The organism is Actinosynnema sp. ALI-1.44 (assembly GCF_001984155.1).
Lineage (GTDB): Bacteria > Actinomycetota > Actinomycetes > Mycobacteriales > Pseudonocardiaceae > Kibdelosporangium.
On sequence record NZ_MTQO01000049.1, the window covers coordinates 329365 to 342734 of the forward strand.

The 13370-nt window shown below is 69.4% G+C and carries 13 protein-coding genes; 3 read left to right on the forward strand and 10 right to left on the reverse strand.

Annotated elements, in window-relative coordinates:
* The first annotated feature begins 120 nt into the window (after positions 1-120).
* From ALI144C_RS55820 to ALI144C_RS31495, 3 genes are read left to right on the forward strand one after another with little or no spacing between them, the layout of a single operon-like run.
* Complete coding sequence (locus ALI144C_RS55820; RefSeq protein ID WP_076990797.1) at positions 121-996, forward strand: hypothetical protein; 876 nt, start codon at positions 121-123, stop codon at positions 994-996.
* Positions 993-1529: a hypothetical protein gene (locus ALI144C_RS31490; protein ID WP_076990798.1), complete on the forward strand. Its 537-nt coding sequence runs from the start codon at positions 993-995 to the stop codon at positions 1527-1529. The genes ALI144C_RS55820 and ALI144C_RS31490 overlap by 4 nt, the downstream gene beginning before the upstream one ends.
* Positions 1526-1969 (forward strand): DUF6941 family protein, encoded by a 444-nt coding sequence (locus ALI144C_RS31495; protein ID WP_143230985.1) that lies wholly within the window; start codon positions 1526-1528, stop codon positions 1967-1969. Before ALI144C_RS31490 ends, ALI144C_RS31495 begins: the two co-directional genes overlap by 4 nt.
* Here ALI144C_RS31495 and ALI144C_RS31500 read toward each other — a convergent pair whose 3' ends face one another.
* Genes ALI144C_RS31500 through ALI144C_RS31545 form a run of 10 tightly spaced genes read right to left on the reverse strand, consistent with a single transcriptional unit; the run spans position 1970 to position 13369 of the window.
* Complete coding sequence (locus ALI144C_RS31500) at positions 1970-3169, reverse strand: MFS transporter (RefSeq protein ID WP_143230986.1); 1200 nt, start codon at positions 3167-3169, stop codon at positions 1970-1972.
* Positions 3166-3753, reverse strand: coding sequence for a serine O-acetyltransferase (locus ALI144C_RS31505; protein ID WP_202819097.1), 588 nt, complete (start codon positions 3751-3753; stop codon positions 3166-3168). Before ALI144C_RS31505 ends, ALI144C_RS31500 begins: the two co-directional genes overlap by 4 nt.
* Positions 3750-5111 carry an ATP-grasp domain-containing protein gene (locus ALI144C_RS31510; RefSeq protein WP_076990802.1) on the reverse strand — a complete coding sequence of 454 codons (1362 nt, stop codon included), beginning with the start codon at positions 5109-5111 and terminating at the stop codon, positions 3750-3752. Before ALI144C_RS31510 ends, ALI144C_RS31505 begins: the two co-directional genes overlap by 4 nt.
* Positions 5108-6046: an isopenicillin N synthase family dioxygenase gene (locus tag ALI144C_RS31515; protein ID WP_076990803.1), complete on the reverse strand. Its 939-nt coding sequence runs from the start codon at positions 6044-6046 to the stop codon at positions 5108-5110. Before ALI144C_RS31515 ends, ALI144C_RS31510 begins: the two co-directional genes overlap by 4 nt.
* 13 nt (positions 6047-6059) lie before the next feature.
* On the reverse strand, positions 6060-6620 hold the full coding sequence (locus tag ALI144C_RS31520) for an NADPH-dependent FMN reductase (RefSeq protein ID WP_076990804.1): 561 nt from the start codon (positions 6618-6620) through the stop codon (positions 6060-6062).
* Positions 6617-10081, reverse strand: coding sequence for an ATP-grasp domain-containing protein (locus ALI144C_RS31525; RefSeq protein WP_143230987.1), 3465 nt, complete (start codon positions 10079-10081; stop codon positions 6617-6619). Before ALI144C_RS31525 ends, ALI144C_RS31520 begins: the two co-directional genes overlap by 4 nt.
* Positions 10082-10083: 2 nt before the next feature.
* Positions 10084-10734, reverse strand: a complete 651-nt coding sequence (locus ALI144C_RS31530) for a class I SAM-dependent methyltransferase (protein WP_076990806.1) — start codon at positions 10732-10734, stop codon at positions 10084-10086.
* Positions 10718-11773 (reverse strand): PLP-dependent lyase/thiolase, encoded by a 1056-nt coding sequence (locus tag ALI144C_RS31535; RefSeq protein ID WP_083753552.1) that lies wholly within the window; start codon positions 11771-11773, stop codon positions 10718-10720. The genes ALI144C_RS31530 and ALI144C_RS31535 overlap by 17 nt, the downstream gene beginning before the upstream one ends.
* Complete coding sequence (locus ALI144C_RS31540; RefSeq protein WP_076990808.1) at positions 11770-12729, reverse strand: formylglycine-generating enzyme family protein; 960 nt, start codon at positions 12727-12729, stop codon at positions 11770-11772. The genes ALI144C_RS31535 and ALI144C_RS31540 overlap by 4 nt, the downstream gene beginning before the upstream one ends.
* A gap of 1 nt (position 12730) precedes the next feature.
* Positions 12731-13369, reverse strand: a complete 639-nt coding sequence (locus ALI144C_RS31545) for a GTP cyclohydrolase II (RefSeq protein WP_076990809.1) — start codon at positions 13367-13369, stop codon at positions 12731-12733.
* Position 13370: the final 1 nt, after the last annotated feature.

Sequence of the window (13370 nt, forward strand, 5' to 3'; positions counted from 1 at the left end):
TATGGGTAGTCTTCAGCCTCTGCCCTGGTGCTCCGCCCGACACACCTGTACGACAGTAGGTACGGCAGGCGGCGGCAGTCGTCGCCCGTGAGCGGACCTGGAACCGGGGGCGAGGGCGTCATGAGCAGCACCTATGGTCAGCGCCAGGCCAGCCAGGAGCAACCGGCTCAAGCCTCGACGTCACGTGCCAACCCTGGCACGTCCACCGCGGTCGGTCCCGGTGCCGGTGCCGCGTCGGAAATCATGCGTCTCCAGACGTTCGCGGGCAATGGCGCCGTTACCCGGCTCATGGGTGCTTCGGCGAGCCGAGGTCGCGAATCCTCGTTGCTCGACGTGCTCTCGACCGCTGAGGGCGACGACGGCACCGGCGGTACCTTTCTCGACGCCGTGGATGCGGACGTCGCCGACGCCGGAGCTCTCGACGCGGTCGGGACCGCGGTGCCAGTCGACCTGCAGCAGATCCTGACCTCATGGACCCCGGGGCCGACGAGGTACGGGTTCCAGTTGAAGTTCCGCTGCGGCAGCAGTTCCGGGCAGGTGTCCGACCTGCAAGCGCAGGCACCGAACCTGAAGTGGCGCGAGTACGTCACATACAGCCGCAACGATTTCGCCCACCGCATCAACCCGCCGAACCCCACCATCCTGCCGCCCCCGCCGGGCGGGGTCAGCTTCGCGCCGTCCCGGACCACCGTCATCAGCCCCAACGTCATCGAGTTCATCGGTGTGACCGACACGCACTGGATGCCCACCTCCGCGGTGCGGGACACGGACTTCCAACCGGCCGGTCCCCGCCCGCTCCCCGGCATCATGGAGAGCTCGCAGCTCTACCAGTACACCACCGACAACAGCACGTGGACCACGTTCGCCGGGCCGTTCACGTTGCGCCGTGAACTCAACCAGACCGTCGGGCCGCCGTTGGAGGGACAGACCATGCCCTTGTACTTCGCCACCGACAAGGTCGGCATCCACTCCGTTACGGAGCCGTACAAACCGTGACCGGCCACATACATCCCGATTGGACGGACGTGCTCGACCGGCGCCTGCCCCCCGTGGACACGCGACCCACCCCGTCGGAAGCCAGCCAGTTGCTGCGCAGCCTGGGAATACGCTTGTGCTGTCTGGATGACACGAGCCGAGTCCTTGAGCCCGCGCCGGAGACCTACCGCACTGCCGAGGGGATACTGGAGGCGGTGGCCACGACGAATCCCGGGTATCAGTGGGACATCGTCGCGAACGGCTTGGTCAACGTGTTCCCCGTGCCATCCGTGCTCGACGAGCCAGTCCCGCCCTTGACCGTCGCGGGAACGGGCTTGTGGCGGGTGCTGGAGGAGCACGTCGCCATCCCGCGGTACAAGATCCAGCTGTTCATGGAGTTCCGCGACGACGACGGGCCACCGGTCCCCGCCGACCTCCCGGCCGGATCGGTACGTGCCGCGCTCAACACACTCATCGCACCGGTCGCCCAGACCGTCTGGCACGTGTCCGGTACCCCCGACGCCTGGTTCCTCACCGTATCGGCCATCGCATGAGCATGCGACTCGCTTTCGCCATGCTCGCGGACGCGGCTTCGGTGGCCGACGGCAAGCTCTACGTCCACGGTGGCGGCTGGAACCAGCTCACGGTCGACCGGCTGCCCACCGTCCACCCCAGCCTCGCCGTCGTGTTCGTCCTCGAGATGACCGCCTCCGACAACGACGAAGCCTTACCCCTCAGCGTTGAACTCGGATGTGAGTCCGGGCCGTTGGCAACCATGCAGGGCACGCTGCAGCCTGCGCTCGGGGACGGGACAGCGCCGCTCGGTCCGTTCATGCTCGCCCAAGCGGTGACGCTCACCCAGGTGCCGCTGCCCGTCGTCGGCGACTACCAGGTCCGGGTGGTGTGCGCGGGCACCGAGTTGGGTGCCGTCCAACTCTCCGTCGCACTCGCGACCGGGACAGCGCCACCCGACGGACACACCACATTGGACTGACTACGTGCCCTTGGAGCCGACCGCGCGCGGTTGCGTGGGCAAGGTTCGGGCGAGCAGCCCAGTGACAGCGAAGAAGACGGCCCAGCCGAACCAGCCGAGGTTCCCCGCTGCCAGTCCCAAGCCCACCAGCGGAGGCCCCACCACGGTCGCCACCGCGAATCCCAAGTTGTACGTGGCAAGATAGACCGGTCTTCGATCTTCCGGGCTGTGCGCCAATGCAAGGCCCATACTACCCGCCGATATGTAGAGCTCGGCAAAGGTCATCACCACGACGACGATGACGAGCACCGCGAGCGCCTGCGCGCTCGTACCGAAGGCAGACAACGGCATCGTGGCGGCGGCGACGGCGGCGAGTAGCCCACCGGTCATCATCATGCTGCGAGCTCGTGCCGGTCGTTCGGAGCCTGTGCTTATCCGTACCTGGAGAGTCACGACGAGGACGGTGTTGGCCAGGTGCACGAACCCCGCGCTCCACGCCGGGGCGTTCGAACGCTGAACGATCCACAACGGGAAGCCGACACCCAGCAGAATGGCGCTGAGAACAAGGGCGCCGTACATGGCGGTCACAAAAAGGAACTGGCTGTCCCGGCCAACGCCGGCACCGCCACGAACCGGCTGCCGGATCTCGCCGTGGCGCGGCAGCCCCTTGGACAGCAGCGCGCAACCCAGGAACATGAGCGCACACGTCACCATCACCGACCGGAACGCCCATTCCTCCGCCGCGGCGATGGCGGCTCCGGCGGGTAGCGCCCCGGCCGCCATTCCGGCGTTGCGCAGCATCCGGAGCCGAGCCAGGGCTTGGACCGCCACGGCCGAGTCGGCGCCGGCGACCGTCGCCGCCTGGACCAACGGCCCGGTGCCGCGGCTGAACAGGCCGACCAAGCCGACTGCGAGAAACGCCGTGACCAGATCCACGGCGCACGCCAGCGCCAGGTAACACAGTCCCCTCGCTGCGAAGTACGCGATCAACGAGCGGCGTAACCCGTACCACTGGGCGAACACGGCAAGCGGCAGGGCCGCCAGCACGGAGGCCGCTCCCGAAACGCCCAGCACCACGCCGATCTCGTGGTTGGAGATCCCCACGACGACGTTGAGGTACACAGCGGAGACGGCCAGGTACATGCCAAGACCGATCGCGTCCGCGAGGCCCACGCCGTAGAGGCGTGGCGGCGCGGCCCGTGCTGGCTCGGGTCGAGTCACGGGTGTTCCCGATCGGTGAGTACCAGCTCGTGCGCCCGGATCAAACAATCGTCGCCCACGACAACCGGACCGAGCACGGAGGCGCCGACGCCGACCCGTACCCGGGCGCCGATGACGGGATGACGTCGCGCCGGAGGGCCGGAGGCCTGCCACCACCCGCGCGAACCGAGAGTCACCTTGTGGTACAGCGTTACGTCGTCGCCGATGACGGTGCCCTCGCCGACGACCACGCCGAACCCGTGATCGATGAAGACGCGCCGGCCCAGTCGGGCACCGGGGCTGAGCTCCATCCCCGAGATCACCCGCCCCAGCCACGTCAACGACAGGGCGGTCACCCGATGCCCGCGGCCATGCAGCCGGTGCGCCAGCCGGTACACGGCCAGCGCCTGCCATGGGGCGTGCAACGCCGCCTCCCACCGATCACGCCGTGACGGGTCCCGCGCCACCACCACGTCGAGATCTTCCTTCAGTTGCCGCAGAAGGCCGAGCCGTTCGCCCCCGGGCGGCGTCGCGTGTGCCGTCCGGACGGGCCGTACTCCCCCGCTGTCACCGGCCGCTGCGGCGGGCTGCCGCGCCATGCTCACCGCCCGGTCCGGGACGCGTCTGCCCGTCCAGTCGGCTCGTCGGCCGGTGGTGGGACGTCGACAGGCTCCAGCTTGAAGCCGATGGCCCGCTCGACCGCGGCAGCTGTTGCGCGTGCGTGGTCAAGATCGGTGCCGCGAACCGTGAAGGTGCCCAGGTGTTGGGTACCGTGCCGGCTGATCCGTCGGCCTACCCCGAACCGCAGGCTCAGCTGGACCAGTTCGGGGAACCGCGCGCGTACCTCCTCTGGCGACGCCTGCGCGGCGACCAGCCACTCCCCGTACGGAATCGGGATGTACCGGAACCAGCTCGCCGCGGTGAACGCGCCACGCCCCGCCGAGCGCAGGTTCAGCGCCGCGCGCGCGATCGCAGCGGCGTAGTCGTAGTCCGCCGCCGCCATGAGCATGCCTGGGATAGGGCCGCCGGCGCGTGCGTTCACCTCGACGATCTTGGGCCCGGTCGCCGTCAGCGCGACCTCGGTGTGCGCCGCTCCTTCGGTCAGCCCGATCGCCCTGATGGCCTGGTCCGCGCACTCGACGACGGCGTCCGCCGCCTCCTTGCCGAGCCGGGTCGGCAACACCATTCCTTCCTCGATGTACCCGTGGGACAACCGGACCCGGTCGGTGACGGCCACGTGCTCGATCTCCCCGTCCAGCAGCAGCGACTCCACGCTGACATAGTCCGCGTACGGTGAGCCCGGCGCGCCCTCCACCGACATGCGTTCCTCGAGAACGAAAGCGTCCTCGTTCTGCAGGCGGGTGAGCGCGGTGTCCGTCGTCTTGCCGCGGCGGAGCAACTCGCACACCTCGCCGGCCGTGCGGGCCAGCGCCACCCCTTGACTGCCCGCGCCGAACGAGGGCTTGAAGACGGCCGGCAGGCCGACCGTGGCGACGGCCGCCGACACGTCGGCCTCCTCCCGGAGGAGGGCGAATCGCGGTGACGGCACGCCTCGGGCCGCCAGCGCCTGTCGTTGCCGTAGCTTGGATTGCGCCACCGCGACCGAAGCGGGTGAATTGCCCCGCAGCCCCAGCCGGTGCGCGATCTCGGCGTGCGGTCGCAACAAGCGTTCCGAGTAGGTGACGACGCCGTCCAGCGGTCGTCGGCGATGCAACTCGACAGCCGCGGAGACGACGCCGTCGAGGCTGTCGACCGTGCGGAATTCACCGCCTTGGCTGTGCCGCTCCCACTGCTCACGTACCGGCTGTGGGTCCACCCAGCCGGTGACGAAAGCGACGCTCACGGTCGACGTGACCCGCAACGCGGCGGCCAACGCCTGGCCGGCGGCCAGACCGCTGAGCCCGACGATGAGCAGCAGGTGCGCTCCGTCCTGCCGGTCCGGTCCGCCTGCCCGGCCGGTCACCGGACCTCACCAGCCGACGCCTCAAGGCGATTGATCCGGAACATCGTGCGCTGGAAGAGGTCGTCGGCGGTGAGCGTCGGGTACCTCGGTACCTCGTCCGTGCCGAGCGGGCGCAGCGGCGTCAACACCGTCCACGGCGCCGGGTGGCAGAACTGCACGATGCTCAGCCGCCCGCCGGTCTGCCCGGTGGAGGCGACCACCCGGTGCACCGCCGCCCTGGCCAGCCCGTTGGTCAGCCGGTCCAGCACCATGCCGACGTTGATCACGGCGTACCCGTCGGGAGCGTCGACGGGCATCCACTCACCGTTTTCACGGAGCACTTCGAGACCACCGGCGGTCGCCCTGGGCAGTGCCGTGATCAAGTCGAAGTCCTGGTGCTCCACCGCCCAGACCTGCCCGGGCGACGGCGCCTGGTCCATCGGTGGATACCAGCTCGCGCGGTTGACGACCGGACCGTCCTGCAGCATCTCGGCGAAGTAGCCGGGCCGAGCGCCCACGGCCTCGGTGATGGCCGCCATCACCTGCTGCTGGAACTGGACCATGCTGGCGTGGAGTTCCTTGAGGGGCGCTGCCATGCCGGGAACCAGCTGCTCCGGCAGCAGCGGTGGTGGATAGCGGGCCGGATAGCGTGTCAGCAACGGGTGACCGGCCGGCAGCTCGGCTCCCCAGTGGAAGAGCTCCTTCCAGTCGGGAACGGTGGCCTTCTCCGCCGTCTCGACCCCGGGCGGGGTGTAGCCGGACTGGCCATTGCTCCCCGGCACCACGCACTGCGCCTTCTGGTCCGCCGGCAGCTCGAAGAACTCGGTGAGCAAGGCGTACGCATCGTCCAACAAGGACTCCGGCACGGTGTGGCGCACCAGGAAGAACCCCTCCCGCAGCGCCGAGCGAACCCGCTGCCGGTCGACGCTTCCGGTGATTTCGATGTCTGTCAGCAAGGCACTGGCCTCCTCATCCTGTTGCGGGGCATTCGGTCGTGAATCCGGTCCGTGACGCGGTCGCGAAGGTGCGCAGCTCGTTCACGAGCGCGTCCATCCGTTCGCTGGTGAACCGGCTCGGGCGGCTGTCGATGAAGTCCGCCCCGGTGATCGCGAGATGGGTGGGCGCGGACCACCCGCCCAGTGCCCGGACGACCGACCGCAGTTGGTCGCAGGCACCGCCACCGCTGCGCGGCCCGCCGCCGTTGGCGACCAGGCCGACCGGCCGACCGGCGAAGGCGTCACCGAGCAGGTGGTCGACCGCGTTCTTGAGCAGTCCGCTGAACGAACCGTGGTACACCGGAGTGGCCAGGACGACGGCGGCCGCCGCGGCCACCCGCCGGCGCAGCGCCCAGGTCTGGCTGACCGGATCGGGATCGTCGTACTGCTCGACGTCGTGCAGCTCCCGGTACTCGACGGCCAGGTCCACCAGGTCGAACGACTCTCCCGCAGCCACCAGCCGGTCCCGCACCGCCAGCAAGGCGACCCGGGTGATGGAGTCTTTCGACGCGCTGCCAAGGATGCCGAGGATCATCGATTCCCCTCCGTGGGTTGGACGACGGTCGGATCAGGGGGTTCGATGTGACACCGGATGCCGGTTGACGCCAGCTCAAGCAGCCCGCTGACCTGCGCCCCGGTGTTCCCGGCGAAGACATAGGTGGCCAAGCCGGTGCCACGAAACGCCGACGGCGGCACTTCGTCGCCGACCACGGAGTTCATCTCCCGGTGCACCGCCAGATCGGCGACAGCGGAGTCGTCGTACGCCACGAGCCGCCCGCCTGGTGAGTAACGGACCAGCCAGCCGGCGTGGGGCGCCACCGGCTCGCCGACGATGCGCCGCGGATCGTCGCCGGCGTCGATCACCAGCTGCGCGTGTCGCAAGTCGACGCCACGGGTGGCCCGAAACGCCGGCACGATGCCCCCGCCGCCTGCCCGGCCGGCCAGCTCGCAAAAGACCAAGTGGGAGCCGGCGTCAAACGCCTCAAGGTGAACCACGCCAGCCTGGATGTCCCAAGCGGACACCACGCGATCAAGCAGTTCGCGGGCGTGCCCGCGCAGGCGGTCGTCATCGATGGTCTGGGACACCACCGACGCGCCGTAAGAGAAGTTCAACGCGTCTTGCCCGTAGCAACTTACCTCCCACGCGACCACACCGTTGTGCAGGATGGCGTCGACATGGCAGACGCGGCCGGGTTGAAACGCCTCGGCGAGCTGCGCACCGGGCATGAACTCCTGCCGCAGCCAGGCGTCGAGAGCGGCCCGGTCCCGGCATATCGTCACCCCTTGAGCGCCGGACCGGTCCCTGGGCTTCACCACAACGGCACCGTGGGCCTCCAGCAACCGGATCGCGTCGGCCGGTTCGTGCACCACCAAGCCGGGCGCGTGCGGAATTCCCGCGCACTGGGCGATGCGTTTCATCTCAGCCTTGTCCCGGACCTGCCGAACCCGCCGTGGCGACTGGCCTGCGACGCCCAACCGGGCGCGTAGGTGCGCTGTCGGCATCAGCAGATGTTCGGTCCCGCACGCGATGCGGTCGACGGGGTAAGTCGCGTGCACGGCCTCGGCCAGCGCGACCAGCGCGCCGTGGTCGAAGACGTCGGCGCGCACCAGCAAGTCGGGCTCGGCCATCTCAGCGTCACCAGTCACCGGACGTGAGGTGATGACGCTGACCCGGAACCGGTCGGTGGGCAGAACCGGTGCCCCGTGTTGAGTTGTCCACCCTGTGGCACCGAACCTGTCGACGATCAGGACGTGTGTGCGGTCCAGGGGTGTGTGCCGGAACCGTAGGCCGCGTTCGATTCGGGCAGTGCTCCTCTGGCACGCGTCCAGGCTGTCACCAGTGACCACATAGGCCAGTCGAGGCAGTTGGCCACGGTCGAGTGCGTCCTGGCTCAGGGCAGGCCTGTGGACGGTACCGGCTGCCAGTGTCGCATCGACGTAGCTGACGTCTGGGTCGGCGTACAGCTCGTCCGCGCGGGCTGTTTCGGCGACCCGGAAGGAGCCGACTTGCCCGGCGAGTTCCCGCAGGACCGCTGCGGGGTGCCGTGGCCGGGGCACCGACGGCCGGGTGCCCAGCGCGGCGGCCAGGGCGGCCGCCACGATACCTCCGGTCAGCCATCCGTCGCACAGGGCGCGGGTGTGGTCGTCGATTCCGGGGAGAACCGTCACGGGCCCAGTCCGGGTGGCCTCCCTCGCTACGTGACAACGGACGACGCCGGTTCGAACGTCGGCCCGTTCCGCCGCCCGGACCGCTTTGCGGGTCAAGGCGATCCGCTCGCCCTCGGGCAGACGGGCGGGAGCCTGTACGGTGCGGTCGCCTGGAACGTGCTCGCCCAGATCCTCCAGCAGCGCCCAGGGAATGAGAACGTCGCCGGCCGCGACAAGCACGACCACGTACCCGGGGCCCGGTGGTTGCCTCCGAACCTCGCCGGGCACCGCGACTTCCCGGTCACGGTCCCCGGCGAGGACTGCGCGCAGCTCCTCGGCGAGCGACACCAACCTGGGGGCGAAGTTCATCACCGCGTGAACCGGATCCGCGGCATGCAGTTCGCCGAGCGCCGTTTGGGCCTGCGTGCCGTCGGCGGGGCACGCCCATCGGCCGAGATACCGGTCCGCCCAATGTGCTTTGAGGTCGTCACCGGCCGCCGGTGCGCCGCACCAGAACACACTCACGTGCCGGGTGGACGCGCCCGCCGCGTCCAGGATCCGTTCGGCCGTGCCGTCTTCGTCCAGCAGCAAAAGCACGTGCCGACCGTGTTCTGTTCGCTCCTGCGGCACTGTCGGGACCACATCCTCGTCGGAGAGTTCCACCAGCACCCGGCTGGCGACCTCGGCCGCGGCGCCGATCGCCGCTTCGGCCGAGAACGCCTCGGTGAGCACGTAACCGATCCGGTCGAAGTTGTGTCGCAGCGGTCGTACCTGATCTCCTGGCCGTGCGATCACGTCACAACGAACCACCTCGGCCGGCACCGCCTCCGGCAGGTCGATCGACTGGACGGTCCCCGCACGCGAGGACCAGAAGTGCCGCAACGCCAATGTGCTGACCGGCTCGGACGGCGGCATGACCGGACGGTCGGTGGCGAGTGCCAGCAGGTCGAGCGTGACGGATCTGCCGAGCGCCAGGCTCATCTGCTCGCTCACCACGTGCCCCGCGACTCTGGCGTTGACCTCGATGAGCTCCGGCCCGGTGGCGGTGACCACGAGTTCGACGTGCAGGGCGGTGTTCTTGACACCGAGCGCCCGGACAAGGTCGACCACGAAGCGCCGGGCCGCGCCCATCCCTTCGAACCGCGCAGGGAAATGCCCTCCCAGTTCCGCGGTGATGCCAGGCGGGGTCGGCAGGCGCTCCGCGAAGCCGAGGACGAAGGGGTGGCCGTCCTGAACGAGTAGCTCCGCGCTCACCTGCCGCCCGAAGGCGTACTGCTCGACCAGTGCCGGTTCATCGGCGTCTCCGATGGCCGCGCTCAGATGCCTGCCCAGTTGCTGGGCGTTCCACGCGACACCTACCCCGATCGAGGCGTAGTTGCGCAGCGGCTTGACCACCACCGCGTAGCCGATCTCCGCTGCGGCAACCAATCCCTCCTCGGCGCTCCGGACCAGTCGCCAGCGCAGCGATCCGATCCCGGCCTCCGCCAAACGCCGTCGCACGGCGGCCTTGTCCCGGAGCAGCCGGACGGTCCGAAGTGACTCGTGCGGCACATCCAGATCCCGCGCCAGGCAGGTGGCCGCCACCACGTACTGGTCATGCACGCAGAGGACGCCGTCCACCGGGCTGGGCCCGAGCCGGCCGGTGAGCTGGACACCGAGGTCCTCCACGTCTTTGGTGGCGGGCAACTCGACCGTGCGCGCGGCCAGTTTGTGCCCATCGAAGCCGGGTTGGGTGGCGTAGCGCCGCAGGTCCTCGGTGACGAAGCTGACCTCGACGCCCGTCGCGGCGAGCGTTTCGATGTGGTGAAAGCCTTGCGGCACCGTGGTTTCCACCATGACGATGTGCACGGTCACTCCCTGCTGAAAGCCACGACGAGGTACTTGAGCCAGTAACCGTCCCGGTGACGGAAGTGGCGATCGATCTCGTCGCGGTTGGTGACGGTCATGCCCGCGGTGGCGAACAGCTCCACCAGGGCTTGCTCCGTGAGCCACCAGTTCAACCGTCCATCGGGTAGCGGGCGGGCCACCACTTCGGCCACCGGGCTGAGGAAGCAGCTCACCACCCACACACCGCCGGGGCGGAGCAGCGCCCGGCCGTGCCGGACCCAGGCCGACCATTCCTCGCGGCGCTGATGGTGCAGGCATCCGTTGTCCACGACGAGGTCCATCGAACTGTCCCGGAACGACAGGAAGTCGCCACGGCACATCCGGGCGCTGCCTCGTCGTGCCGCCGGTGCGTCCCACACGTCCAGCAGGTCCAGACCGATGACATCAGCCGCCAGCCGCTCGGCGAACTGCACCGTCTGGTGGCCCCGCCCGCAGCCGATGTCCAGCACCCTGCGCGGACCACCCGCCTCGGGCGGGGCGGATCGAACCACGAACTCCGTCACCCGGTCGTTGGTGTCGGCGCCGGTCCAGGAGTCTCGCTCGCTGCCGTACCAGTCGGCGAACGACCGGCTGACAGTCTCGCGATAGTCGGCGTAGTCATCTCGCATCCGCATGAGCCCATTCCTCCGCTGTTCCACGGGCTGCGATCAGCGCGACCGCTGCGGCAACTGGGGCCGCAGCGTCGACGACGGTCGACGCGGCGAGCCACGCACCCGCGCCGCTGCCGCACACCGCCACCCCGTGGGTTGCCCGCAGGTGTCGCATCGCCACCAGCGCCTCGGGATACGCCACAGTGCACAGCTCGATCCGGCTTTCGTGTGGCTCGAGAAGCGGCTGGCGCAGCCCGTGGCCGAGACCACCGGTGCCGCTCATCCTGGGCGCTTCACCGGGCGGAGCCGGGTCTCCGTAAGGAGCCTCCGCGGGGAACAAAGCCAGAATCCGGCAGTCGGGTTCGCAGGGCCACAGCGCCTGCGCGATACCGATCACGGACCCGCCGGAGCCGACCGCGGCGGCGAACGCCTCGGGCCGTACGCCCGCCTGCCGCAGTTGGTCGACCAGTTCGGCACCGGTATGTTCCCGGTGCATCGCGACGACGTCACGCGCGCAGTGCTGGAGCAGCAGTTCGCGGTTCTCCTCCGCGGCCACCCGTACCGCCGCCTCCATCGCGCCGAGGAAGCCGGTTCCCGGCAGGCCGGTGGAGACCTTCGCGCCCTGGGTGTGGAGCTGCCGACGTAGTCGCTGTGAGGCCCCGTGCGGCACCACGAGATGCAGGTCCAGGTGGAGTTCACCGCAGAACTCGGCCAAGGCCAAGGCCAGGCTGCCGCCGGAGTACTCGGTGAGGCGCACAGCACGGGTTCCGGCGCGGGCGACAACTCCGCACAGCAGCGCGTAGGCGGTACGAGCTTTCATCGAGCCGGTGGCGTTCGTGGCTTCCATCTTCAGCCATACCGTCCCTTTGCCTGCCCTGCTCGGCACCGGGATCACCGGCGTGGCGCCGACAGTCGGGCGCAGCGCGGCCAACTCCGGCAACACCGCGTGTGCCTGCCGCTCCACCTCAGCGAACGACGGACATGGCGGGCGCCCGGCGCGTTCCCGCAGCGCCCGCGCTATACCCGCTGGCGGCGCATCGGTCTGCACTCGGGGGCCCGTCACGGCCGCACGCTCGTGGCGAGACGGAAACCGACCGGATACAGGGGCCCGGGGAAGGCGCCATGGCGTCGCCGGGTCCGGGTCAGGTCTCCGAAACGGCAGAAACTGCCGCCACGAGCGACCCGGTAGGTCCCCATGGTTTCCACCAAGTGGTCGGCGACGTGCCGGCCACCGGGATACGGCGCATAGTCGTCCTGGACGTATTCCTCGACGTTGCCGGCCAGATCAAGCACGCCGAACGGGGAACGTCCACCAGGGAACGCCCCGACTGGCGAGGTGGTGTGCAGCCCGCTCTCCCGAGTGTTGGCGAGGGCAGGATCGAACGTGTCGCCCCAGGGGAACTCCAGACGATCCGGCCCGGCGGCCGCGTACTCCCACTCCGCCTCGGTCGGCAACCGCCACGGATGGCCGGTGCTCCCGCTCAGCCATTCGGCGAACGCGTCGGCGTCCGCCGCCGTGACCCCGGCGACGGGATGGTTCGACCGGTCCCACGGGAACGCTCCGAGGTACCAGGTCGTCGGCCGTGACTGTCCACCGGTGTCGGTCAGGAACTTCCAGTACTGTTCGTTGGTCACCGGATACGTACAGATCCAGAAGTCCGGCACGGACACCGTGTGGTCCGGTGTCTCCTTCTCGATCCAGTCCGCCACGACGCCCACATGTGACCACCGCGCCACGACCGCGGCGACTTCCTCCGGCGGCAGGCCCCGACGAATGTCGCCGCCGTCCACTGCCCGAGTGGCCGGGACCGGGGTCAACCGCGGATCACCCACCAGGCCGAGCACGCTCCCCGCCGCCAACCGCTCGCCCAGCGGCACCGACGGGTCCTCGACCCGCTGTGCGAGCGACGCTGGATCAGCAGACGCCAGCCGATGATCCGCCAGCCGCAGCAGGGCCGGGTCCGTCAATTCCGCGTACTCGCGAAAGTGCGGCGAGTACGGGACATCCGCCAGTCGCACGTCAACACCTCCGGTCGGGGTGGATGGTGTGGCCCGCGAGCCTCGCTTTTGCGTTGAGATAGCGGAAGTTCTCCTCGGTCACGTGCGGCCCGGTGGTGAGGATCTCCACGACCTCGATGCCATGTGCGCGGAGCTGGTTGACCTTGTCCGGGTTGTTGGTCAGCAGCCGCACTCGCGGGATTCCCAGGGCGATCAACATCTCCGCGGCGACGCGATAGTCGCGTTCGTCCGCTCCTCGTCCGATTTGGCGGTTCGCCTCGAATGTGTCGAAGCCGCTGTCCTGGAGGAGGTAGGTGTCCAGCTTGTTGTACAAGCCGATGCCGCGGCCTTCCTGTCTCAGATACAGGATCGCGCCGCCCTCGGCGGAGACCTGCCGCAGCGCCTCGTCGAGTTGGGGACCGCAGTCACACCGCTTGGAGCCGAACACGTCCCCTGTCAGACACTCGCTGTGGACCCGAACCAGCGGTGTCTTCACCATGGGACCGGGCACGACGCAAGCGACGTGTTCGCCGGCGTCGGAAAGCCCGGTGAACGTCACCAACTCGGCACGCAGGTCGACGGGTCGCTCCAGACTTATCCCGACTCGCGCCCGCACCGCCGCGACCGGTGCGGCGCTGACGGCACTACCTTTCCTACGCACG